The sequence below is a fragment of the Paraburkholderia sp. BL27I4N3 genome (assembly GCF_003386115.1).
Taxonomy (GTDB): domain Bacteria; phylum Pseudomonadota; class Gammaproteobacteria; order Burkholderiales; family Burkholderiaceae; genus Paraburkholderia.
The window spans coordinates 2,793,668-2,816,858 of the sequence record NZ_QREJ01000001.1 but is presented as its reverse complement, the minus strand read 5'-3'; the positions used below and the strand labels follow the sequence as shown (position 1 = coordinate 2,816,858).

16 protein-coding genes and 1 pseudogene are annotated in these 23,191 nt (G+C 65.6%); 10 read left to right on the top strand and 7 right to left on the bottom strand.

The window, feature by feature from the left end:
• Nucleotides 1–184 precede the first annotated feature (184 nt).
• The 3 genes from recC to B0G71_RS12885 are packed head-to-tail and all read left to right on the top strand — an operon-like array spanning nt 185 to nt 9,332.
• Nucleotides 185–3,559 (top strand): exodeoxyribonuclease V subunit gamma, encoded by a 3,375-nt coding sequence (gene recC / locus B0G71_RS12895; RefSeq protein ID WP_116142256.1) that lies wholly within the window; start codon nt 185–187, stop codon nt 3,557–3,559.
• Nucleotides 3,556–7,248, top strand: coding sequence for an exodeoxyribonuclease V subunit beta (gene recB, locus B0G71_RS12890; protein ID WP_116142254.1), 3,693 nt, complete (start codon nt 3,556–3,558; stop codon nt 7,246–7,248). Before recC ends, recB begins: the two co-directional genes overlap by 4 nt.
• A complete protein-coding gene (locus B0G71_RS12885) occupies nt 7,245–9,332 on the top strand; it encodes an AAA family ATPase (RefSeq protein WP_116142251.1) in 2,088 nt (695 codons plus the stop codon). The genes recB and B0G71_RS12885 overlap by 4 nt, the downstream gene beginning before the upstream one ends.
• A gap of 23 nt (nt 9,333–9,355) precedes the next feature.
• Here B0G71_RS12885 and B0G71_RS12880 read toward each other — a convergent pair whose 3' ends face one another.
• Nucleotides 9,356–9,997, bottom strand: a complete 642-nt coding sequence (locus B0G71_RS12880) for a VC0807 family protein (RefSeq protein WP_116142249.1) — start codon at nt 9,995–9,997, stop codon at nt 9,356–9,358.
• A gap of 153 nt (nt 9,998–10,150) precedes the next feature.
• Between B0G71_RS12880 and arfB the strand changes: the two genes are divergently transcribed.
• Nucleotides 10,151–10,555: an alternative ribosome rescue aminoacyl-tRNA hydrolase ArfB gene (arfB, locus tag B0G71_RS12875; RefSeq protein WP_116142247.1), complete on the top strand. Its 405-nt coding sequence runs from the start codon at nt 10,151–10,153 to the stop codon at nt 10,553–10,555.
• Here the strand turns inward: arfB and B0G71_RS12870 are convergent.
• Entirely contained in the window at nt 10,552–11,886 is a 1,335-nt protein-coding gene (locus tag B0G71_RS12870; RefSeq protein ID WP_258875577.1) for an EAL domain-containing protein, read from the bottom strand. The two genes, arfB and B0G71_RS12870, sit on opposite strands and share 4 nt — an antisense overlap.
• A gap of 514 nt (nt 11,887–12,400) precedes the next feature.
• On the opposite strand from B0G71_RS12870, the gene B0G71_RS12865 reads away from it, so the two are divergent.
• Nucleotides 12,401–12,691: a putative quinol monooxygenase gene (locus B0G71_RS12865; protein ID WP_116116656.1), complete on the top strand. Its 291-nt coding sequence runs from the start codon at nt 12,401–12,403 to the stop codon at nt 12,689–12,691.
• An 86-nt stretch (nt 12,692–12,777) separates the two neighbouring features.
• Here B0G71_RS12865 and B0G71_RS12860 read toward each other — a convergent pair whose 3' ends face one another.
• The 3 genes from B0G71_RS12860 to B0G71_RS12850 form a co-directional block, all read right to left on the bottom strand.
• On the bottom strand, nt 12,778–13,035 hold the full coding sequence (locus B0G71_RS12860; protein ID WP_007182306.1) for a hypothetical protein: 258 nt from the start codon (nt 13,033–13,035) through the stop codon (nt 12,778–12,780).
• A gap of 255 nt (nt 13,036–13,290) precedes the next feature.
• Nucleotides 13,291–13,530, bottom strand: coding sequence for a hypothetical protein (locus tag B0G71_RS12855; protein WP_116142243.1), 240 nt, complete (start codon nt 13,528–13,530; stop codon nt 13,291–13,293).
• Between the two features lie 247 nt (nt 13,531–13,777).
• Nucleotides 13,778–14,497, bottom strand: coding sequence for a YdcF family protein (locus B0G71_RS12850; RefSeq protein ID WP_404935332.1), 720 nt, complete (start codon nt 14,495–14,497; stop codon nt 13,778–13,780).
• Nucleotides 14,498–14,763: 266 nt separating this feature from the next.
• On the opposite strand from B0G71_RS12850, the gene B0G71_RS12845 reads away from it, so the two are divergent.
• Nucleotides 14,764–15,087: a hypothetical protein gene (locus B0G71_RS12845; RefSeq protein ID WP_091794922.1), complete on the top strand. Its 324-nt coding sequence runs from the start codon at nt 14,764–14,766 to the stop codon at nt 15,085–15,087.
• Between the two features lie 315 nt (nt 15,088–15,402).
• Here the strand turns inward: B0G71_RS12845 and B0G71_RS12840 are convergent, their stop codons facing one another.
• Nucleotides 15,403–15,657: a hypothetical protein gene (locus B0G71_RS12840; protein ID WP_116142239.1), complete on the bottom strand. Its 255-nt coding sequence runs from the start codon at nt 15,655–15,657 to the stop codon at nt 15,403–15,405.
• 289 nt (nt 15,658–15,946) lie between these two features.
• Nucleotides 15,947–16,342: pseudogene (locus B0G71_RS12835) on the bottom strand (transposase); the annotation flags it as partial.
• 409 nt (nt 16,343–16,751) lie between these two features.
• On the opposite strand from B0G71_RS12835, the gene B0G71_RS12830 reads away from it, so the two are divergent.
• From B0G71_RS12830 to rluB, 4 genes are all read left to right on the top strand, one after another.
• Nucleotides 16,752–17,654 (top strand): LysR family transcriptional regulator, encoded by a 903-nt coding sequence (locus tag B0G71_RS12830; protein ID WP_116142237.1) that lies wholly within the window; start codon nt 16,752–16,754, stop codon nt 17,652–17,654.
• A gap of 303 nt (nt 17,655–17,957) precedes the next feature.
• Nucleotides 17,958–19,184, top strand: coding sequence for a pyridoxal phosphate-dependent aminotransferase (locus B0G71_RS12825; RefSeq protein ID WP_116142235.1), 1,227 nt, complete (start codon nt 17,958–17,960; stop codon nt 19,182–19,184).
• Between the two features lie 371 nt (nt 19,185–19,555).
• Nucleotides 19,556–20,752: an SMC-Scp complex subunit ScpB gene (gene scpB, locus B0G71_RS12820; protein ID WP_116142233.1), complete on the top strand. Its 1,197-nt coding sequence runs from the start codon at nt 19,556–19,558 to the stop codon at nt 20,750–20,752.
• Nucleotides 20,753–20,816: 64 nt separating this feature from the next.
• Nucleotides 20,817–22,691 carry a 23S rRNA pseudouridine(2605) synthase RluB gene (gene rluB, locus B0G71_RS12815; RefSeq protein WP_116142231.1) on the top strand — a complete coding sequence of 625 codons (1,875 nt, stop codon included), beginning with the start codon at nt 20,817–20,819 and terminating at the stop codon, nt 22,689–22,691.
• The last annotated feature ends 500 nt before the right edge of the window (nt 22,692–23,191 follow it).

The window sequence follows — 23,191 nt, the reverse complement described above, 5'->3', positions numbered from 1 at the left end:
CGGGCAAACCCGGGCAGCCCCGGGGCAGCCCCGAACTGCCGTCGAGTCTAACTGATTTTATGGCTGATCTGACCTCGTCCGTTCGGCCAGGTTCTGCCCTGGGGATGCGTTTGTTATGCTGTCGCTTCAATGTCTGTCGCGGCTTGTGGCGTTCCGCCCGTGCCGCCCGCAAGCCCCAGGATCCATGCTCCAGCTCTTCTACTCGAATCGCTACGAAACCCTTGTCGGCGCGCTGCTCGACGACCTGGCACAAGCGCCGTCCGATCCGTGGACTGCGCAGCCCGTGATCGTCCCAAGCGCGGCGGTGCGGCGCCGGCTCGAACTGGATATCGCCGCGCGCCAGGGCATCTGCGCGAATGTCAACTTTGGTTATCTCGCGCAATGGCTATGGGCGCAGATCGGCGGCGTGATCGAGGTGCCGAAGCATTCGCCGTTCGCGCCGGACCGGCTCGTGTGGCGTTGCTACCGGCTGTTGGGCGAGGCTGACGAAGCGCTACCGTGGAATGCGTCGCCGCGTCTACGCACGTATCTCGATGCAGCGGACGCGTCGATGCGCTATGAACTCGCGCGCCGGGTGGCGACCGTGCTCGACCACTATCTGACCTATCGCCCGGAATGGCTGCTGCAATGGCAGAAGGGCGGCTCGATCTTCGCAAGCGGCGCGGCTGACGACACCGGTCCGCGCCTTGTCGGCGCGAGTGAAGCGGCGCGCGAGGACGAGCGTTGGCAAGCGGCACTGTGGCGCGCTGTGCTGACGGAACTCTCAGGCGACGCGCAAACGCCCGCGGCTGCGTTGCCGCCCGCTTATCGTTTTCTCGACGAAATCGGCACGCTCGACCTCGAGGCGATCTCAAATGCGCAGTGGCCCGAGGCGGTCAGCGTATTCGCGCTGCCGACCATGCCGCCGTTGCATGTGGCGTTGCTGCGCGCGCTCTCGCGTTGGATCGACGTGCGGCTGTACGTAATGAATCCGTGCCGCGAGTTCTGGTTCGACGTCGTCAGCGCGGGGCGCGTCGAGGCGCTCGACGCCGCCGGCCAGCTCGACTATCAAGAAGTCGGCCATCCACTGCTTGCCGAGTGGGGCCGCCAGACCCAGGCGCAGTTGCACATGCTGCACGAGTTGACCGAGAGCGCTGCTTCTGGCGAGGCCGGCGATTTCGCTGAGAACCCGGAGCCGAGTTGGCTTGCCGCCGTGCAGAACGGCATTCTCAATCTGCAGGACGAGACTGAGGCTGACGAATTGCCGATCGAGAGCGGCATCGAAGTCCACGTCTGCCACAGCCTGTCGCGCCAACTCGAAGTGCTGCACGATCGTCTGCTCGGCTGGTTCGACGAGTTCGACGACCTCCAGCCGTCCGACGTGCTGGTCGCCGTGTCCGACCTCGCGGCGGCCGGTCCTCTGATCGACGCCGTGTTCGGCACCTCGCCGCCCGGCGACACGCGCCGCATTCCGTATCGGATTACCGGCTTGCCACCCTCGCAGGCCAATCCGGTTGCACGGTTGCTGCTCGATTGGCTGGCCTTGCCCGAGCGCAGCGTGGGGGCGCCGGATCTGATCGAATGGCTGCGCGTCGACGCGATTGCCGTGCGTTACGGAATCGACGCCAGCTCGCTCGAAGCCGCGCAGGAATGGCTGGCGGCGGCAGGGGCGCGTCGCGGGCTCGCACCGGTCGAGCCGTCCGGCGAGCACGTGCCGATCGCCCGTCATACGTTCGCGGATGCGCTCACGCGTCTCTATCTCGGCTACGCAATGCCGGATGGCGGCGAACCGGTCGATGCCTGGCTGCCAGTCGAAGGCGCCGACGGTTCGGAAGCAGAATTGCTCGGCCGCCTGTCGCGTTTCGTCGACGACATCGACAGCTTCGCGGCGAATTGCGCGATCGAGCGCACGCCCTCCGAATGGACGCAACTGCTGCTCGAAACGCTGGCGCAATGTTTCGACGGCGGCGTCGAGTTCGCCGACTCGCTCGCCGCCGTGCGCGACGCGATCGACAAGATGGGCGACGCGATGCAGGCCGGCGCGCAGGAAGTCGCCATGCCCGCCGCGGTGGTGCGCGGCGCACTCACCGAGGCACTCGACGACCCTGCGCGCGGCGGCGTGCCTTGGGGCAGCGTGACGTTTTCATCGCTGACGAGTTTGCGCGGCTTGCCGTATCGCGTCGTCTGCCTGCTCGGCATGGACGACGGCGTGTTGCCGAGTCTTGCGCGCGCCGACGAGTTCGATCTGATGGCCGCCTTCGGCAAAGCCGGCGACCGTCAACGGCGTGACGATGAGCGCAATCTGTTCCTCGACCTTCTGCTCGCGGCGCGAGATCGTCTCTTCATCGCTTATACGGGCCGCAGCATTCGCGACAACGCGCCGTTGCCGCCGGCCGCGCTGGTCGACGAATTGCTCGACCATCTCGCGCAGGTGTCGGCGGGCGAGGGCGCGAGTCCCGCGGAAGTCGAGAGCGCGCGGCAAGCGTTTATCGTCGATCATCCGTTGCAGGCGTTCGCGTCGGACTATTTCTCGTCGCAATCCGGGTTGTTTAGCTACGACGCGGACCGCGCCGAGCTGGCCACGTTACTGGCCGCGCCTACACATCCGGCTGCTGCGCCGTTCTTCGATCGGCCGTTGCCTCCCGAAGAACCCGCACCGATTGCCTTCGACGAATTCGTGCGTTTCTGGCGGCATCCTGCGCGCGCGCTGTTGCGCGACCGTCTGGGTATCGTGCTGTCGGAAGCGCAAGGCGAACTGCTCGATACCGAGCCGTTCGATCTGGATTACGCGGGGCGCGATGCATTGGCGGACCGTCTGTTGCCCGTGCTCCTCGACCTCGATACGGACGACGACGTCGTGTTCGAACGCGTGCGCCGCGTGGCGGCAGCGAGCCCGGAATTGCCGGGCGGTGCTACCGGCGCGGTGTGGAGAGCGCGCGAACTCGGCGCGTTGCGTCAACTCGCCGACAGCGTGCGCCGCGAGGTGGCTTCGGGTGTCGAGCGATTGCCATTCGTGCTCGACATCGTGCCGCGTTGGCCCGACAGCGCCGGGACGGCCGGTGCGCTGTTCGGCCCGTATGACGCGCAGCTTCGTCAAGCCGCCGAAACGCCGCTGGAACTGCACGTCAGTCTGAACCTGCTCACCGAAACAGGACAAGTGATTTTCCGCTACGCCAAACCTACCGCCCGCGACTATCTCTCGGCATGGCTCGCGCATCTGGTCTATTGCGCCGCGCAGCCAAATGGTCCGCGCCGTACCGTTTGGCATGGCAGCGGCGAGAGCTTCGAACTCGCGCCGGTCGCCGCACCGCTCGACGAACTGGCGCCGCTTGCCGCGTTGTTCAAGGCAGGCCGCATGCTGCCACTGCGCTTCTTCCCGAAGAGCGCATGGGCCAAGGTCAGCGAAAGCGATTCCGCGGCGCAGGGCGTGTGGATCAACGACCGCGTGCGCGGCGAGTCCGACGACCCCGCCCTGCGCATTGCCTTGCGCGGCACGCCGCTCACGCTCGACGAACCGTTCGGCAGCCTAGCCGCGATCGTGTTCAAGCCGCTCCTGCAACATCTGCGGAGCGCATCATGAGCGGCGCCACGAAGCATCACGCGCTGGTCGCCGAAGAACTTGATGTCTTCGCCTGTTCGCTCGACGGCGTGAATCAGATCGAGGCGTCGGCGGGCACCGGCAAGACCTGGAATATTTGCGCGCTGTACGTACGGCTGCTGCTCGAAAAGAACCTGAACGCGGATCAGATTCTCGTCGTCACGTTCACGAAGGCGGCGACCGCGGAATTGCACGAACGCATACGCGGGCGTCTCGCGGAATTGGACCGCGCCATCGACCTGGACGACGACGGCGGCGATCCATTCATCCGCCGTCTCTTTGAAACGACGCTGGCGCCGGAGCGGGGCATCGCGCGCGAGAACGCATTGAAAGTGGTGCGGCGCGCGCTGCGCACCTTCGACCAGGCGGCGATCCACACCATCCACGCGTTCTGTCAGCGCGCGTTGCAGGAAGCGCCGTTCGCTGCAGCCATGCCGTTCGCCTTCGAAATGGAAGCCGACGACGCGGCCTTGCGCTTCGAAATGGCGGCTGACTTCTGGCGTGAGCAGGTGGAACCGGTGGCGCATGCGCATCCTGCGTTCGCCGCGTGGCTGGTGGCCAAACGCGCCGGTCCCGCGTCACTCGACGAACAACTCGCGCGTCGCCTGAAAAAGCCGCTGGCGCAATTGCGCTGGGGCAAGGTCGATGCGAGCGGCGCAGGTGCCGACCCGCAAGCCGGCTTCGACGCTGCCTGCGAGCTCTGGCATGCGGAGCGCGACGCGATTGTCAGTTTGCTGACGCAGGCGCAAGACCGACTGAGCAAGACATCGCACAAGCCCGACCATGTGTGCGCCGCGATCGCCGCATGGACCGAGTACTTCGCGCAGGGCGATTGTCATGCGCCGCCGCCGAAGGCCGCGTTGAAGCTGACGGCTTCGGCGTTGAAGAAGGCTACCAAGGTCAAGTTCGAGGCGCCCGAACATGCGTTCTTCGAGCATGCCGAAGCGCTGGCGGCGGCCGTGGTCGCGGCCGAGGCCGCGCAACGCGCGCGCTGGCTCTCGCTCGTGCAGACCTGGCTCGGCTACGCGCCCGCCGAACTGGTGGCGCGCAAGCGCACGCGCCGCGTGGTGTCGTTCGACGATCTGCTGTCCAACCTGTATCGCGCGCTCGCGGCGCATCCATGGCTTGCCGATGCGTTGCGCACGCGTTATCCCGCCGCGCTGATCGACGAGTTCCAGGACACCGATCCGCTGCAGTTCGCGATCTTCAGCCGCATCTTCGCGCCGGCCGGCCCGCTGTTTCTGGTCGGCGATCCGAAGCAGGCGATCTATAGTTTTCGCGCGGCGGATCTGCATACCTATCTTGCGGCGCGCGAGGCGGCTTCCGCGTGCTATACGCTGGCCGTCAATCAGCGCTCGACCGCGCCTATCGTCGAGGCGTGCAACCGGCTCTTCGAAGCCAACCAGCAAGCGTTCGTGCTGGAAGGTCTCGACTATCAGCCGGTGCGCGCGGGCGATCGGCGCAGGCCGCCGTTCTCCGATCCGGACGCGAGCGCCGGCGACTTCCGTATCTGGACCTTGCCGCAAGGCGACGCCGCGTTGACCAAACGCGAGGCCCAGCGCGAAGCGAGCGAAGCGTGTGCCGCCGAGATCGTGCGTCTGCTGCGCGGCGCGCGCGAAGGCGCGGTGACGATCGGCGATGAGCCGCTCGCGCCTGGCAACATCGCGGTGCTGGTGCAAACGCATAAGCAGGGCAGTTTGATCAAACGCGTACTGGCCGCCTGGGGTGTCGGCAGCGTGGAGTTGGCGCAGGCGTCCGTGTTCGCGACGCTCGACGCCGAGCAGATCGAGCGCGTGCTGGCCGCCGTCGATACGCCCGGCGATCTGCGCCGTCTGCGCGCCGCTCTGGCCACCGACTGGCTGGGTCTCGACGCCGCCGCGTTGTGGCGACTCGAGCAGGTCGCCGACGCGCCATCGGTCGCCGACGATCCCGCGCACGCCGCCGACGCGATGGGCTGGGTCGAGCGTTTCTTGCGCTATCGCACGCTGTGGCATGAGCGCGGTTTCGCGGTGATGTGGCGCACGCTGATGCGTGAGCTGCGCGTCGCGCAACGGCTGGTTGCCGCGGCGGATGGCGAACGCCGTCTGACGAACGTGAACCATCTGGCCGAACTCGTTCAGGCGCGCGCCGCAACGCAGCCCGGCATCGCGCCGACCTTGCGCTGGCTCGCCGCGCAACGCACGCAGGGCGGCGGCGAAGACGCGCAGTTGCGGCTTGAGTCCGATCGCAACCTCGTGCAGATCGTCACGGTCCATAAATCGAAAGGGCTCGAATACGCGGTGGTGTTCTGCCCGTTCCTGAACGACGGCGGCTTGCGCGAGCCGCCGTCGTCCGGTTTGCCGGATGCGCGCGAGTATCACGACGACATGGGCGACGCGGTGCTGCACTACGGTTGCGACGACGTTGAAGCGGAGCACGCGTCGCGCTACGCGGTGCGCGAACAGGCGGCGGAACGGGCGCGGCTCGTTTACGTGGCGTTGACGCGCGCGGTGTACCGCTGCTATCTGGTGGCCGGTACGTACCAGTCCTCGCGCTCCACCAAGGAGTCGCGCCGCAGCGTGTTGAACTGGCTCGTGGCCGGCGAGGGTCATGAGTTCGGCGACTGGCTCGCCGAGCCGCCCGACGAAGCCGCATTGTCGGCGCGCTGGCAGGCGCTGGCGGGCGGCCCGATCACGCTCGCCGCACTGCCGAGGCCGGAGCGCCGCGTGCCGCTCGAAAGCCTTCAGGACCGCAGCGCGCGCATGCAGGCGCGAGCCAATCGCAGGCCGTTGCGCGATCAGTGGCGCATGGCGAGTTTTAGCGGGCTGATCGCCGCCGGCAGTAAGAGCGAAGAGACGCACGCGCCGGTGGAAGAGGTGCGTCCCGATCACGACGAGATCGCCGATGCGCTCGTCGTCGCAACCGCGCCCACGCCTCAGGCTCCGGCCTACGCCGAGGACGACATCCTCGCGTTTCCGCGCGGCGCCGCTGCGGGCGACTGTCTGCACCGCATGTTCGAACTCGCTGATTTCACCGAGCCGCATACATGGACCGACGCCATTCGCGGCGCGTTGCGCGAGCGTCCGGCGCCGGCTGTGCCCGAACTCGCCGCACGCTTGCCGGCGATGATGCACAACCTGCTCAGGGACGTGGTCACCACCGAGCTACAGCCCGGCATGACGCTCGCCAGGCTGAACCCGCGCCGGCGCCTGAACGAGCTCGAGTTTCTGTTCGCCGCGCCGTCGCTGGACTTCCCCGCGTTGCGCGAACTGTTGATCGAACATGGCTATCCCGACGTCGCGCTGGAACCCGGCGTGTTGCGTGGATTTGTCAAAGGATTTATCGACATGATCGTCGAGTACGACGGGCGTTTCTGGATCGTCGACTGGAAGTCGAACCATCTGGGCGACACCGCTGCCGACTACGCCGCGGCTCCGCTCGAAGCGGCCATGGCGAGCCACGCGTATCACCTGCAGGCGCTGCTTTATACGGTTGCGCTGCATCGTTATCTGAGAACGCGAGTGCGCGATTATTCGTACGACACGCATATCGGCGGCTATCTGTATCTGTTTGTGCGCGGCGTGCGCCCGCATTGGCGCGACGCCGATGGTCCAGCAGGCGTGCATATGCGGCGTCCCGCATTCGAGCTGGTCGCGCTGCTCGATGCGGCCATGATCGGAGGTGCTCAATGAGCACATTCGAACAGAGCGCATCGGCGCCGCCCGAGCTCGACGACATTGGCGTGAGTCTGCCCGCGCCGGCGGATTTCAGTATTGCGCTCGCCGAAGGTTTCGCGCGCCGCATCGGTGCGCTGGCGCGGCGCGGCGGCGCGCCGGCCGAGGCGGTCAAGTGGGCGGCGCGGAGCGCGTTTGCCGCGAGCCGCGCGACAGCCGAAGGCCACGTATGCGTGCCGCTCGCGGTGCTGGCGCGACGCTTCGAGGCGTCGAGCGCTGAAGTGCGTGCCGCGCTCTTCGCAAGCGGCATGGCGAGCGATGGTTCGCAAAGCTCGGCGGCGTTGCGGCCACTGGTGGTCGATGGGCAAGGGCGACTGTATCTGGCTCGCTATTACGACTACGAGCGGCGGCTTGCGCGCGCGTTGGTGGCGCATGCGCGGGCGGGAGAGGGTGTCGGGCGATTGGCCGACGCCGGGACACTCCACCAACGTCTCCTGCGCTACTTCGGTCCGCCGAAGGACGACCAGGTCGACTGGCAACGCGTCGCGGCGGTCATGGCGCTGTCCGGGCAACTCACCATTGTCAGCGGTGGACCGGGCACCGGCAAGACCACGACCGTGGTCGGCGTGCTCGCCTGCCTGCTCGATACACGCGCGGATCTGCGCGTCGCACTCGCGGCCCCCACCGGCAAAGCCGCGCAGCGCATGCAGGAGGCCTTGCTCGCGCGCGCCGGCGATTTGCCGCCTGAACTCGCCGCGCGTTTGCCGCAGACGTCGTACACGTTGCACCGTCTGCTCGGCTCCGGGCCGGGAGGACGTTTCCGGCATCATCGGGACAATCCACTGCCTTACGACGTCGTCGTGATCGACGAGGCGTCGATGATCGACGTCGCCATGGCCGCGCATCTGCTCGACGCCATCGCCCCGCAGACTCGTCTCGTGATGCTCGGCGACAAGGACCAGCTCGCCGCCGTCGAAGCCGGCGCGGTGTTCGCCGAACTCAGCGCGCGCCCGGCTTTCACGCAGGGTGGCTTGCGGCGCATCGCCGACGCGCTCGGCATCGACGAAACGCAACTCGCGCAGGCATTGCCCGGCGCATCGCGAGGCTTCGGCGGAGAGCCGGCGGATTTTTTCGCGCAGCCTGATGCACCCGACGACGATCTGTTTGCACACACGAATTCGCCTGGTGCTTTCAACGAACTGCCCGTTGGCGACCTTTTCGAAAGCGTCGCGCCACCACCTTCGCACATGGCCGGCGCGTCGCCCATGCAGAACCCGCTCGCCGATTGTGTCGTCTGGCTCGAGCGCAACTATCGGTTCGGCCTGGAATCGCCCATCGGTCGTCTGTCGCTCGCGATTCGCAATGGCTCGGCGAGCGCGGCGCTCGATGTCCTGCGGACCGATCCGACAGAAACGTGCGCAGCGGCGCTTTACGAAGACACGCACGCGACGCTTGCCGAGCGCACCGTCGCACGGCTCGCCACAGGTTTCGCGCCGTACGCCGACGCGCTTGCTACAGCGCTGGCAGCCGAAACGCCCGACCCATTGCCACTGTTCGACGCGTTGAACCGTTTTCGCATTTTGTGCGCGACCCGTTCCGGACCGCGCGGCGTCGATCAGGTGAATGCGGCGATAGCGGCGCAGGTGCGGCGCGCGGCGGGCGTGACGCTGGCAGTGGGCGCGCAGTGGTTCGCCGGCCGGCCCGTCATGGTGACGCGCAACGATTACGCGCTCGGTCTCTTCAACGGCGACATCGGTATTGCGCTGCCGGGCGCGAACGGCGCGTTGCGCGTGTATTTCCGGACCGGCGACGCCGGCTTGCGAGCGGTATCGCCGGCGGCGCTGCCGCCGCACGACACAGCGTTCGCGCTCACGGTTCACAAATCGCAGGGCTCCGAGTTCGAGCACGCGGTGCTGATGCTGCCTTCCGTATTTAGCCGGGTGTTATCGCGCGAACTGGTGTACACGGCGATCACGCGCGCGCGCGAACGGGTCGAAGTGATCGGCGCGCGCGCCGTGCTGGCGCAAGCGATTGCGACGCCGACACAGCGCGACTCGGGGTTGGCGGCGCGGATAGTGGAGGTGTGGCGCGGCGTTGAATAGCGCCCATTTCACACCAAACCCGCTCAACCAGCTGCGCCGCCCGACTGCACGCCAACGTCGACGCGGCCACGCATGGTCTTCCGATACCAGAACGTCCACAACGCGAGGCCGCCATAAATGCCGTAGCCGATAAACGGCGATACGACCAGGAAGCGCTCGATCGGCCACGTGAGCGCCATCCACGCACGCAACGCCGTCTCGCCCGTCAGGCCGACGCCCCACACCAGCGTCATCAAGCGCATCGCGCTGACGAGAGCCGGTCGCTCCTGCCACAGGGCCTCGAAGCGCTCGGCGCCGCCTTCCATTTCGCGCGCGACGGTGGCGCGCGCGAGATAAAAGATCAGCGGGCGGCGCATCGGCAACGAGAGCAGAAACACCACGCCGATCGCGCCGGACACCATCGACTCGCGCAACAGCAGCATGCGCGGACTGCCACCGAGCGCCATCGCCGCGACCGAGAGTACGATGCCGGCCACCACCATCACGCTGAGCGCGTCCACGCGCCGGAAACGCGCGAGTTCGATCAGGCTCCACACGATCGGCGGCACGGCTGACGCGATCAACGCGCCGGTCTCGCCCAGATGCGGCAGCGCAAGCCGGTAGGCGAGCCACGGCAACAGAAAGTTGACAGCCAGTTCCAGCACAAACCCGGGGCGGAGCTTCATGTGAATTTACGCTGTAAGCGAAAAACGCAGTATCGGTGAACTGCCCGCGTCGACGCAAATAGTTTTTCGCATCGACGCGCGCGCTCGATAGTCCGTAGTCGGTGATCGGTCGCGCGCTGTGTACACTCATGTTTTCCGACTCAAGCTCGTGTCATGACATCCCGTTATCCGATCCCGCCGAACGAAATCGAACTGACCGCGGTGCGCGCGCAAGGAGCGGGTGGTCAGAACGTCAACAAGGTGTCGAGCGCCATTCACCTGCGCTTCGATGTGCAGGCATCGTCGTTGCCGGAAGTGTTGAAAATGCGCCTGCTCGCGCTGTCCGATCACCGGCTCACGCGCGACGGCGTGGTGATCATCAAGGCGCAGGAGCATCGGACGCAGGAGATGAACCGGGTGGCCGCGCTGGCGCGGCTCGATGAACTGATTGAAAGCGTCAGCGTGACGCGCAAGCCGCGCGTCGCGACCCGGCCGACGCGCGCGTCGAACCTGCGGCGTCTCGACGGCAAAGCCAAACGCAGCGAGATCAAATCCGGCCGCGGCCGGGTCGACGACTAGCGCTTGCCGCCGCGTCCCGAAGGACCGGGTCCGGAAGGGCGCGCCACGGTGGTCGTGGCGGTCGGCACGAAATCGACGCACAACACATGCGGGCCGTCATGCTCGAAGGCGAGGGCCGCGGTGTAGCAGTCCTGACCGTCGGCGAGCGAATAATGCGGACCCATCATCGCGACGCGCCCCGGCGCGGCGAGCGCGTGCTTGAAGTAGGCACGCCGCGACCAGTTGCTGCGCGTATCGGTGTAGAGCGGCGCGAGCCGTAGCGGAGGCGGCGGCACCGAGGCGGCCGTCACCGAAGGCAGGGTTTGCTCACCCAGCCCGTTGGTGATGAATACGCGGCGTGCCTCGCGCAGATGCCAGACCTTTTGCGCCGCCTGGCGCAGATCGCCGGTGGCCTTGTAGGTCTCGGCGGCGCTCAGCACCGCTTCTGCGAACCCTTCAAAACCGAGCCGCTGGTGGCCGGCATGCTCGCGTTCGTACTCCGCGAACTTGCTCCACATCGATTCGATCACCTCCGGCACCTTGGCGCAGGCTGCCTTCACGGAACTCTTCGGCTGGCCGAGCCAGAAACCCTGCACGAAATCGACATCGGCTTCCATCAGGATCATCAGCTCTTCATCGGTTTCGACGCCTTCGGCCAGCACCAGCGTGCCGGATTGATGCAGCATCGAGACCAGATGGCCGATCATCGAGTCGTCGCCTTCGCGCCTGCCGGCGCGCGCGACCAGTGAACGGTCGAGTTTGACGATGTCCGGGCGGAAGCGCCACACGCGGTCGAAATTCGAGAAGCCGGTGCCGAAGTCGTCGATCGCGATCAGGAAATCGCGCGGCTGCGACGCGGCGAGCATGCTGGCGACAGCGGATTCGTCGTCGGCGGGCTGCTCAAGCACTTCGATCACAATGCGTTCCTGCGGCAGACCGAAATGCGACGACAGTTCGTCGATGAACGCGCGTTGCGGCCAGCCGGTTTCAAACACCTGCGGGCGCGTGTTCAAAAACAGCCAGCCGGTGCTGATGCCTTGCTCCATGAAATTCGCCACATGCAGGCAGCGCGCGATGCGGTCGAGTTCGCGGGCGTCCGCGGCCGAGCGGGTGCCGGAAAACAGCACGTCGGGCGAGACCGGCAAACCGACCGGATCGAAGGCACGCAGCAAGCCCTCATAGCCGACCACGCGCTGGTGCGTGACCGACAAGACCGGCTGGAACACGCTATGCAAAGTCAGCGCGCGCCAGGTCGCGGTCCAGCCGGACTCGTCCCGGACCAGATGCGGAAGCAGGCCGCTCAGGGTCAATTCGCTGACGGATGGCATAAAGGCGGGTAAGAGAGCGGACATGGCGACATCGCGGCAAACGGGTGACGGGACGCGCCAGGCAATGCGACGCGCAACGAATGCACGGCCCACGCGCGCGCAGGGCAACTCGGATACAGCCCGGGAACGCGGAGAGCGATGCCAGCCATGCTGGACTCCGGCGAATTAGTCAAAACCAGTCTATCAGTTTGCAATTCGCGTGAATGTGCGGGTAATCACAGACGCAGGGTCATATCCGCGGTGATGCCGGTCTCCACGCCGACCGGCCGTCCGGCGTGAGTTTTGCGCGCGTTCGCCGCGCGAACCCGGTTGCGCCTCGCGTAATCAATCGCCTGTATGAAACCGAGCGTAACAGGGCGGCAAGCGGACACCCGCCAAACTCCAGGCAAGGACGGTACTCGGACGGAAGGATGTTGAACCGGTTATGAGTCAGTGCAGGCGATGCCTGAACACGCGCGCCGCTCATTTGCGCGCGGCCGCCTGCAGCTTTGACGAGCGCCCGGTATGCTGCTGCCTTTCGTGAAAAGAGAGGTCAGGCATGTCGGAAATCGCGGTGGTCGCAATCTCGGTGGCGAAGCCGGGCTATGAAGAGCAACTGCGGCAGGCGCTCGAAGGGCTGGTCGGGCCGACGCGCAACGAGCAGGGAGCGCTTCAATACGATCTGCACCGCGACCTGCAGGAGCCGCGCCGGTTCGTATTTGTCGAGCGTTGGGAAAGCCAGGAAGCGCTCGCGGTGCATGCGAAATCGGCACACATCGAGGCGTACAGGAAAGCGGTGGCAGACTGGGTGGAACACGCGGAGATTCGCGTCGTGTCGAAAATCGCCTGAACCTTCAGGCGAATCGCACAACGACGAGCGCGCTGCCGGGCACGAGCGGCCCGGTGCGGCGCTCGCCGTTTGTGCTGTTTGTGCTTTTAATGCGTGGCTTGCGGAACGTCGAGAATCAGGATGATGGTCCAGTCTGCGTCGCCGTCATGGTGATACTGGCGTTCCGCGACGATGAACGGCTGCTGCTTGCCGTCCGGGCCGAGAAACAGCACGTCGCCTTCCATCGGCAGGCATTCGACGGGCGGCAGCGCCAGAAACGCTTCCTGACCGCCGCGCGGCATCAGTTTTTCGATTTTGCGAGATGCTGCTTCAGTCCATTCGATATCAAGCTGAATGTTGCTCATGCTGTCCTCCGCACCAAGGTGCGCACGGGTTAGGGGATTCCGGCCAGGCGCCGGTCGGTGCGCGACTTTAGCACACCGCCCGCCGGGCGCCGCAAGGCTCGAGCCGCCGGCGCGGGCCGGCTCGGCGCGCCGCGCTGCTCCGCGTCTGGCGAGTCTTTCGCCAGCCCATTAAACAACAAAAAGCCGAAGCCGGCGGCGCCGGCTTCGGCTTTTGCTCGCTCGCGGCGTGGCCGCGGGTGAGTTGGGTGGCTATGCTTACGATCCGGCGTCGGCCTTGGGCGCTTTCTTGTGATGCATGCTTCCCTTGTGGTGCTTCATCGGCATGGCCGGTGCGCTGTCCATTGCTTGCTGGCGGTTTTGCAAATCTTGCGCACGCTGCTCGACGTCGGCGGCCTTGGCCGGATCGGTGCTCATCATGACGCCGTTGTCCTGCGCATAGGCCGCGCCCGCTACGGCACTGAGGGAAACCAGGATCGCCAGGGACACTTTCTTCATTGCTACCTCCGCAGAGTGGTTGTGACCTGAGTACTTGCCTGTCCAAACGGAAAGACAATGCATTCTAGCCAGCAATATCCGCTCCAACAGAGGGTTTTGTAACTCCAATGACAATTCGTTACATCTGGTTACGTTCGGGTCCCAATTGCGATGCGTGTTGACTGACGCGAGAGGTCATGACGACGTATCACCACTCAAGCACATGGTTGGCATCTCTAAATAATCGTTTTGTCATGCGACTCGAATTTCAGAACCAGCCAATCGCGCGATAGACGTGAAATTGCGCGATGCCAATCAATTCGTGCAACGCGATCTCCGCGCTCGCCAGATTGTCATATCGCGGGAGTACACCAAGACGTGCGCCGATCGCGTTCGAGATCATCGGCTGCGGCGCGAGGCCGAAGCGGTGGAAGTCGAGCAGAGCGCGCGGCATCTGATAGGCCGAGGTGATAAGGATCAGCGAATCGTAACGCGAGCCCTGCAGAATGCTGGAGACGTTGCGTGCATTCTCGTAGGTCGTGCGGCTGCTGTTTTCCAGCACGATGTCGGCGCGTGGCACTTGCCGACGCAGCAGGTAAGGCAGATACGTGTCGGCTTCGGTCGCGCGATGCCGCTGCGGATTGCCGCCGCTCACGATCACATGGCACGTATCGGCCGCGCGTTTGCAGGCGGCGTAGTACTCGGCGCTCGCCGCAATGCGCGCCAGCACGTCGCGTGGAGGCATGAGGACGTGGTCGTCGCCGTAGATCGTGCCGCCGCCCAGCATGATGATCGCGGTGCGCGGCGCGAACGTGGCCGGCGTCTCCGTCCGCCAGTGCGGCTGTGCCAACCGTAGCAAGGGCGCGGTGAGCCAGCCTGCGGCGAGCAGCCAGAAGAAGGCGACCATGCAGATGGCGAGAGGGCGGCGGGCGCCTTTCCATAGCACGATTGCTGCAAAAAAAAGCGCTAATAAAGTGAATAGAATCAATTTAAATGGGGTAACGTATGTCTTTCGGGACAAATCCATGGGCTTGCTATCGCGCCGCAGCGGTTGCATCGCCGGCTCGTGGACAGAACGCTAACATGCCGTTCAGACGGGGGTTCCGAAAACGAGACCAGGCAGCACCTGGCGGAATTCGACTGCACACGTTGCAGTCAGCTTCCAGCCAAGGGCGGGTGCTAAGCGCGTCACTGGTGGCGCGGTGACGTGTTGGGCATAAATGTGTCATAGCTGCACTTTAAGAAAGAAGTGAGATGACCACGTATTCCAACGAAGCGGTACTTGAAGCGCTGCGGCGGGCGCAATATCGCCAGGTCCCATGGGCTAGAAGGCCGGGTGTTTTCCAATATCTTCGCGCACTAGGCTTGATGGACACCGTTCGGCAGCGCACTGTCGCGCCGGCTCCGGGCTTTCACGCACCTGTCGATATCGCCGTGCTCACGGAGCGCGGCAGAGCCGAGTTTGCACGGCTCGCCCATGACGAACGTCTGCTCAGCTGGACAGCGCAGCGCATGAACGACTACGTCGTCGCCACCGCCGACACGCGGCCTACCGCCGCGCTCGAAGTCCGGCCTTAGGTCCGGCGGGCGGCAGGCGTTGTTTCCCGGCCGCTTCGAGCGGCTGGCGGCGTCCCCATTGCTCGGTCTTCGCTTCATTGCGCTTGCGTTACGTCGTGTGTCTTACGCGCCCGCAGGCGGTGCGATTTGCTTAAGGACAGCGCAAAAAAAAGCCCGTATCGCGAGGATACGGGCGTACCGGAATTACTACTGCCACGCTGTGCTAATGGCGTTAAATCAGACCGGCACGACGCGCGGTGGTTCCCCCAATTACTTAATATGCGCTGCGGAACTTCGCCGGCACGGCGCATGGCCGCTGCTCATGTCCGGCCCCGCCTAACGCCGGCGTGTCGCATCCGGCCGAGGCGGCTCCGGCCGCGTACGCACATTGCTGGCGATATCGCCGCGCAAATCCCCACGCGGCGCCGGCGGTGTGAAGTCGCGAGCGCGTGTATCGCTTTGCTGCCAGGCTTCGATGGTAGCCGGACGATCCGGCCTCCAGTTCCAGGCCTGTTGGCGCTCTTGAGCGAGCACCGGTGCGGCCATTGATGAAACGACAATGCCGCACAGAAGCAGTGACATTGGTTTCATGCTGAGCTCCCGTCAAGCCGATCAACAAGGCCTGTTTGCATACATATAAGGTATGCCCAGTCGCGAAAGCACGCTGTAAGTAATAGTAAATGGATGTTTCACCCGCAACGATGGCGCCGCTTCAGACCTCTGAAGCAGCGCGCAGGCTGGGTGTGGCGGGAAGGGACGACTGTGGTGGGCGCGCCGGCAGCGGTGCCCATATCAGGCAGGGCGTGCATGAAGACGCGTCGACCTGGGTTCGATACATGCCGGGCGCCAGCAGGCGCCCGGGGGAAAACAGTATGCGTCAGGCCATCTTGACCGGCGCGCGCCACGATTCCGGATTGGTCCAGAATGCGCCGCGCAGACGGTCACGGCTCGGCGGTGCCGGCGGTTTCGCGGCGGTCGCGCCAATCCGGCCGCGCAGCGAAATTTCACGGCCGCTCGTGCCGAGTCGCTTAACTATTTCGGCGAGCGTACCATCGGCTTGCCACTCGTCGAAACGGCGGCGGCAAGTCGGCGGCGACGGATAGCGGCCCGGCAGTTTGGACCAGCCTTCGCCTGTCGATAGCACCCACAGCACGGCGTTGACAACCGCGCGCGCTTCCACGCGTGGCCGACCGCGCCGTTCGCTCCGTGCGGGCTCCGCACAGAACAACGCCTCGACCAGCGCCCACTCGTTGTCTCTCAAATCGTCGAACAGCATCATGTTTCACCTCAGCGAAGCTAACTCCGGTGCGCTGCCCCGCGCCGCGCACTCTCCATGCACTCGATAGGCGAGTGCCAAGGAGGGTCGGGCTTGCCACGGTCTGCTATGCAGTCAGAATCATGGCGCCGACCCTTGTGTGCATCTAAATGCAGGAAGTGTGCCAAGTTGAGTCCAACCGCCTGAAAGCCCTGTGACAGCGGGCCAGCGCGGGCGCTAGCTAGGGCCGTATAAGAATCCAAAAAACCCATCTCGCAAATCGGGACAATCACCAATCTTGTGCAATCAGGCCCGACCAGCGTGCGTTTGCGCCTTATTGCTGCATTGCAGCGAAATGGCGAAAAGGAGGTGAGGTGCTGTCTTTAGCCTTACAATGCGCATCAAATGATGCAATTGATGAGGTCGGTAAATGAATGTCACGCTGCGCCAGCTAAGGGTTTTCATCGAGGTCGCCCGTTTGCAGAGCTTCAGCCGCGCCGGCGATGAAATCGGCCTGACGCAGTCAGCAGTCAGCCGCTGCGTGCGGGAACTGGAGAGCGAGATCGGCCTCAAGCTGATCGACCGCACCACCCGGGAAGTGCAACTCACGGACGTCGGCGGCAACCTGGTGTCGAGCGTGTCGCGTCTGCTGACCGACCTTGACGACGCGCTGCGCGAGATCCGCGAAATCGGTGAACAGCGCCGCGGACGCGTGGTGGTGGCCGCCAGCCCGACAGTGGCATGCCGGCTCATGCCGCGCGTGGTGGCCTCGTGCGGACAGCAATTCCCCTATATCGCGCTCGGCTTGCGCGACGACGTGCAGAGCGACGTGGTGCGCAAGGTCAAGTCGGGCGAGGTGGACTTCGGCGTGATCATCGGCCCGTTTTCCGCCGATGACCTGCTAAGCGAATCGCTGATGACGGATTCGTTCTGCGTCGTCTCGCGCGACGATCATCCATTAGCGGCGCAGGAGCAGGTGGCGTGGACTGACCTGGACGGCCAGCAGCTCGTAATGCTCGATTACGCATCGGGCAGCCGGCCGATCATCGACGCCGCGATGCAGGAATACGGCGTGAGCGCCACGGTGGTGCAGGAGCTGGGGCACTCCGCGACCGTTTTTGGGCTGGTCGAGGCGGGTGTCGGCGTGAGCGTGCTGCCCTGGCTGGCCTTGCCGCTACCTGCGGGCGCGGCGCTGGTAGCCCGGCCGCTCGAGCCGCGCGCGGAGCGTACGGTCGAGCTGGTGCGGCGGCGCGACCGCTCCCTGTCGCCGGCGGCGGAGGCGGTGTGGGGACTGATTCGCCAATTGCCGGGGAGGGCGGAGGACTTGAACTAGTTCGTGGTTGTCGAAGGTGCGCGATGTTCCAGGGAATGGCGAATGCGCGGCCGCCTAGGGAGTGCAATGTTCCCGTGGGCAGAAGGCGCGGCGGCGCGACGAGTGCGATACCCTGGGCTCGGGCGGTGCGACGGGGCGATCGGCGCGGCTCTCGAGGCATGGCGCCTGGCCGCGCCCCATCCGCGACCAATCGTCCGCCACGCATTCTCATCCGGCGGTTTCGCGGTCCCGAAAGACGCACCAAGCTAAACTAACTCCTCTGCTGAAGTTCAACCCATACCCTTCACCCGTCTGGAAGCCTCGATGAGCGAATCGGACCTGCCTGTGCCATCCATCCCGAACGCGCGCGATGCCGTGCGCGCACTGCGTCCTTCGCAGATCCGCGAAGTCGCCAACGCCGGTTTCGGCGTCGCCGACGTGCTGCCGTTCTGGTTCGGCGAATCCGACCGCGTCACGCCCGCCTTCATCCGCGACGCTGCTAGCGCGTCGCTCGCGGCCGGTGCGACGTTCTACACGCACAACCTCGGCATCGCGCCGCTGCGCGCCGCGCTGGCGGGCTATGTCAGCGACCTGCACGGCGCGACGTTGGCGCAGCACGTCGCGGTGACGAGCGCGGGCGTGAATGCGCTGATGCTCGCGGCGCAACTCGTGGTGGGCGCGGGCGACCGCGTCGTCGCGGTTACGCCGCTCTGGCCGAATCTGGTCGAGATTCCGAAGATTCTCGGCGCGCATGTCGAAACAGTCGCGCTGGGGTACGGCGAGCGTGGCTGGCAACTCGACCTCGGCCAACTGCTGGCAGCGCTGACGCCCGACACGAAAATGCTGCTGATCAACTCGCCGAACAATCCGACGGGCTGGGTGATGAGCCGCGACGAGCAGCGTGCCGTGCTGGCGCATTGCCGGCGCCACGGCATCTGGATCGTCGCGGACGAGGTCTACGAACGCCTTTACTATGCGGACGCCGAGCCCGGCGCGGCCGGGGCGCCCTCGCGCACGGCGCCGTCATTCCTCTATCTGGCCACCCGGGACGAACGCGTGATCTGCGTCAATTCGTTTTCGAAGGCATGGTTGATGACAGGCTGGCGGCTCGGCTGGATCGTCGCGCCGGCCGCGTTGATGGACGATCTGGGCAAGCTCGTCGAGTACAACACTTCGTGCGCGCCGGCCTTCGTGCAGCAGGCGGGCATCGCGGCCATCGAGCAAGGCGAGCGCTTTACGCAGGAACTGGTGCGCGACCTGAAGGCGTCACGCGACCATCTGGTGAGCGCGCTCGCCTCGGTGCCCGGCGTCGACGTCAAGGCGCCGCCCGGCGCGATGTATCTGTTTTTCTCGATGCCGGGCGCCTCGCGCAGTCTGGAGCTTTGCAAGGCGATGGTGCGTGACGTCGGGCTGGGCGTGGCGCCGGGCAGCGCGTTCGGTCCGCAAGGCGAGGGCTTCGTGCGCTGGTGCTACGCCTGCGACACGGCGCGCTTGGACGCGGGCGTCGAGCGCCTGAAACGGTTCTTGAGGGAACATGCAGCGGCACAATGAACTCGTGGCGGAAAAGGTGGCTGCCTGAAGCTATTGAGCCAACCAGGCGAAGATCAGCGGAAAAAAAGCGGGTTTTTATCAAATTAGGCCCGCTTTTTCACTAAAGTACGTCCGTGAAGCCGGGGTTGGAAAATGCGCGGGGGATTTCGTCTTTACGCACTGATTGTTTTTGCGTAATATGGCGCTCAGTCACGCGGTTCCCTTCAGGAATATCGCTGCTCCGTCCGGCTGGGTTTGGTTCGATTGTCTGTTTCGCCTCCCCCCGGTGCGTGCTCCCATCAATATGACCGATCAGAATCGGGCGAGCGCGTCTTCAGTTCCACATCGTCTGTTTGATCCGGTTCTTTGACCACAGGGTCTGACCTAGCTGCATGAATACCCAAGAGGCGAAGATCGTCCTCGAGACTGCCTTGATCTGCGCGCAGGAGCCGTTAAAGCTCGGCGAGTTGCGCAAGCTCTTTGCCGACGGCGTGTCGGCAGACACCGTTCGGACGTTGCTCGAAGACCTCAAGCAGGACTGGTCTGGGCGCGGTGTGGAGTTGGTCGGGCTGGCGTCGGGCTGGCGATTTCAAAGCAAGCCCGCGATGCGCTCGTATCTGGATCGTTTGCATCCTGAGAAACCGCCGAAATATTCGCGCGCGGTACTCGAAACGCTCGCGATCATTGCATACCGGCAACCGGTGACGCGCGGCGACATTGAAGAGATTCGCGGCGTCACGGTGAATACGCAGGTCGTCAAGCAACTCGAAGATCGCGGCTGGATCGAAGTGATCGGTCATCGTGACGTGCCGGGTCGCCCGGCACTGTACGCGACCACGCGGCAATTCCTCGACGACCTCGGGCTGACGGCGTTGGACGAATTGCCGCCGCTCGCCGATCCGTCGGCACAGTTGAACGCGGATCTGCTCGGCCAGCACGCAATCGAGTTCGCCGAGGCCGATGTCGCGCAGGTTTCGGCTCCGGAAGAAGAGCAGGTGGATTCCGGCGTGGTAGTTGAAGCAGGCGCTGTTGCTGATGAGCTTGTGAGCGCAACTGCCGATGGCGAGGCGGAGAATATTCCGCAAGCCACGAGCGAAGCGCCGCAATGCGACTCCGCCGACGCAGTTGGCCATGCCGCTGACAGCCCGTTTGGAGCACTGAACGAGGCGTCAGGAACAGAAATCGCTGACGAGCTTGCTGAAGCGCACGAGACGCAGCACGCTGAGCCGGTGGAATCGGCGCAGGCGGCCGACGCGGCGGTAGAAGTTGCCGCGCAAAACGCATCGGCATCATCCGGAGCGCATACGGACGCCGCTGCCACGCTGGCCGCGCAGGAGCAGGCTGAGGTTGCGCACCCGGCGAACGTTGTACCGCAGACCGGCGTCGCCGAGTCCGCACAGAATCACGATCCGGTCTCCCAGGCCGATCCGGCAATACCCGCGCACGACTCGGGCGTACTCCGCAATACGGAGCACGCCGCCGAGTCGAACCCGACCAAGGCGGCGCACGGCGATCCTCTGGATCGTCGCGATGCGGCGCAGGACGCAGGCATTCTGACCGACGACGAACCCGAGTCGCGCAGCGCCTGACGTAACCGAACTTTTTTTGCCACGCCCGCAACGGGCGTGCGCGACCTGACATTTTGAGGTTGTTTTGACACATACCCACGACACCGATTCGTCCGAATCCGAGCGCGCCGTGCCATCGGCGCGCGCTGACGAAACGCGCACCAAGCAAGCGTCGGCAGGCGAGGGCGAGCGCCCGGCGCAGACCACGGAAGCAGACGGCGAAGACCGTCCGCGCCGCGGCCTGCGTCGCGGCCCGCGCAGCCTGATCGCCCGGCGCCGCGCCGGCGCGAAGACGAAGGGCGCCGAAGGCGCGCCCGCGCAAGGGGCGCCGGTCGTCACCGAGGCGCCGCCGGACGGCGAAGTCGTCGCGCAAGTGCGCATGCCGCGCAAGGACGCGGGCGCCAAGGGTCAAGGGCCGCGCCGCAATGCGGGCGGCGCGAAGCGCGAGGGCGCACCGCGTGACGGCGCGCCGCGCGAAGGTCAGCGTGAGGGTCAACGCGAGCGTCAGCCGCGCGAAGGCGGCCAGCGTCAGAACAGCCGCCGCGGCGGTGAAGCGCCGGCGGCCGCGGCAGTCGCGGGTCAGGACGATCTGTTCTCGTATGTCACATCGCCCGCGTTCGACGCGGACAACAGCACCAGCGGCGGCGTGCGCGCGCCGATGCTGCGCCGTGGCAAGCCGGCCGCGCCCAAGCGCGTGCTCGCCGCTGACGACGACGCGCCGAAGCTGCACAAGGTGCTGGCCGAAGCCGGCATGGGTTCGCGCCGCGACATGGAAGAACTGATCGTCGCCGGCCGCGTGTCGGTGAACGGCGAGCCGGCTCACATCGGCCAGCGCATCATGCCGACCGACCAGGTTCGCATCAACGGCAAGCCGGTCAAGCGCAAGCTGGCCAACAAGCCGCCGCGCGTGCTGTTGTATCACAAACCGACCGGCGAAATCGTCAGCCACGCGGATCCGGAAGGTCGTGCGTCGGTATTCGACAATCTGCCGCCGATGAAAACCGCCAAGTGGCTCGCGGTCGGCCGTCTCGACTTCAACACTGAAGGTCTGCTGATGCTGACCACGTCGGGCGATCTGGCGAACCGTTTCATGCACCCACGTTATAGCGTGGAGCGTGAATACGCGGTGCGCGTGGTCGGCGAACTGGCCGAAGGCATGCGTCAGAAGCTGCTGAACGGCGTCGAGCTGGAAGACGGCCCCGCGAACTTCCTGCGTATCCGCGACGGCGGCGGCGAAGGCACGAATCACTGGTATCACGTCGCGCTCGCCGAAGGGCGTAACCGCGAAGTGCGTCGTATGTTCGAAGCGGCCGGCCTGATGGTCAGCCGCCTGATTCGTACCCGTCACGGCCCGATCTCGCTGCCCAAGGGCCTCAAGCGCGGCCGCTGGGAAGAGCTCGAGGACAACCAGGTGCGCGCGCTGATGGCGTCGGTCGGCCTGAAGGCGCCGGCGGAAGACAAGGGCGGTCGCCGGGAAGCGCCGGAGCGCAAGCAGCCGGATCCGATGCAGACGTCGATGGGCTTCATCGGCCGCGAACCCGTGCTGATGTCGCATGGCCGCTTCGACCAGCAACAACCGCGTGGCCAGGGCCAGGGACGGCGAGGTGCGGCGGGCGGTGGCTTCGGCGGTGGTGCGGGCGCAGGTTTCGGCGGTGGCTACGGCAATCGCGGCGGCGCGCGTGGCGCCGGTGGGTTCAGCGGCCCGATGGGCGGCGGCGCGGGCGGCCCGCGTGGCGGCCGTGAAGTCGATGGCAATCGCGCACCGTCCGGCAGCGGCAACCGTGCGGCCGGCGGCGGCAAGCGCGCCGGCGGCAGCGGCGCTCCCAATCCGGGTAGCGGCGGTGGCAATCGCGGGCCGGGCGGTAATCGCGGCGGTGCCGGCAACCGTGCGGGCGGCGGCAACGCCGGCGGCGCCAATCGTGGTGGCGGCGCTCCTCGTGGCCGTTCGCGCGGTCGCTAAGCACCACGCCGGTCATGCAATGGCGGTCAGCCGCGGATCTTTTTCAAGGATCTATTGCCGGCGACTGGCAGAGTCGATCGACGAAAGGCATTAGCCCGGCGCCGCTCACATTTCATGTGACGCATAAAACCGCGGCGTAGGGGGAAGTGGGGGCGGATTTCATCTGCCCCGCTTGTCCGGTGCGGGTGCGGGGGCGGCGTCAGCCGCCTTGCAAAAGCCCCGAAGCGCCGTCATATCGTTGAAAGATTCCCATGAAATCAAGCGGAAAAGCGCGTTGGGCGGCGTTCTGCGGTTTGCGTTTGTCCCGAAAAATGGCTACAATCGCGAAGTCGCTGGGCGTGCGGCTTTTTATGTGCGGCTCAGGTGCGACCACCGGCAATAAGATGATGGGCGTTTAGCCCATTTTTTTTTGCCGCGCAGTTCTCAGTGGTTCGGCATCTCGGGTAGCACGAACGTGCGCCGGCTTGGCGCGCGGCCCGCATTGGTTGTTTGCAAAACAA

Excerpts from the sequence above, each read along its gene's own strand:
- B0G71_RS12845 (WP_091794922.1), top strand. The coding sequence starts at position 14,764 with ATGACCACGTATTCCAACGAAGCGGTACTTGAAGCGCTGCGGCGGGCG.
- scpB (WP_116142233.1), top strand. The coding sequence starts at position 19,556 with ATGAATACCCAAGAGGCGAAGATCGTCCTCGAGACTGCCTTGATCTGC.
- B0G71_RS12855 (WP_116142243.1), bottom strand. The coding sequence starts at position 13,530 with ATGAAGAAAGTGTCCCTGGCGATCCTGGTTTCCCTCAGTGCCGTAGCG.
- B0G71_RS12830 (WP_116142237.1), top strand. The coding sequence starts at position 16,752 with ATGAATGTCACGCTGCGCCAGCTAAGGGTTTTCATCGAGGTCGCCCGT.
- recC (WP_116142256.1), top strand. The coding sequence starts at position 185 with ATGCTCCAGCTCTTCTACTCGAATCGCTACGAAACCCTTGTCGGCGCG.
- B0G71_RS12880 (WP_116142249.1), bottom strand. The coding sequence starts at position 9,997 with ATGAAGCTCCGCCCCGGGTTTGTGCTGGAACTGGCTGTCAACTTTCTG.
- B0G71_RS12860 (WP_007182306.1), bottom strand. The coding sequence starts at position 13,035 with ATGAGCAACATTCAGCTTGATATCGAATGGACTGAAGCAGCATCTCGC.
- B0G71_RS12870 (WP_258875577.1), bottom strand. The coding sequence starts at position 11,886 with ATGTCCGCTCTCTTACCCGCCTTTATGCCATCCGTCAGCGAATTGACC.
- B0G71_RS12825 (WP_116142235.1), top strand. The coding sequence starts at position 17,958 with ATGAGCGAATCGGACCTGCCTGTGCCATCCATCCCGAACGCGCGCGAT.
- B0G71_RS12885 (WP_116142251.1), top strand. The coding sequence starts at position 7,245 with ATGAGCACATTCGAACAGAGCGCATCGGCGCCGCCCGAGCTCGACGAC.
- B0G71_RS12840 (WP_116142239.1), bottom strand. The coding sequence starts at position 15,657 with ATGAAACCAATGTCACTGCTTCTGTGCGGCATTGTCGTTTCATCAATG.
- recB (WP_116142254.1), top strand. The coding sequence starts at position 3,556 with ATGAGCGGCGCCACGAAGCATCACGCGCTGGTCGCCGAAGAACTTGAT.
- B0G71_RS12865 (WP_116116656.1), top strand. The coding sequence starts at position 12,401 with ATGTCGGAAATCGCGGTGGTCGCAATCTCGGTGGCGAAGCCGGGCTAT.
- arfB (WP_116142247.1), top strand. The coding sequence starts at position 10,151 with ATGACATCCCGTTATCCGATCCCGCCGAACGAAATCGAACTGACCGCG.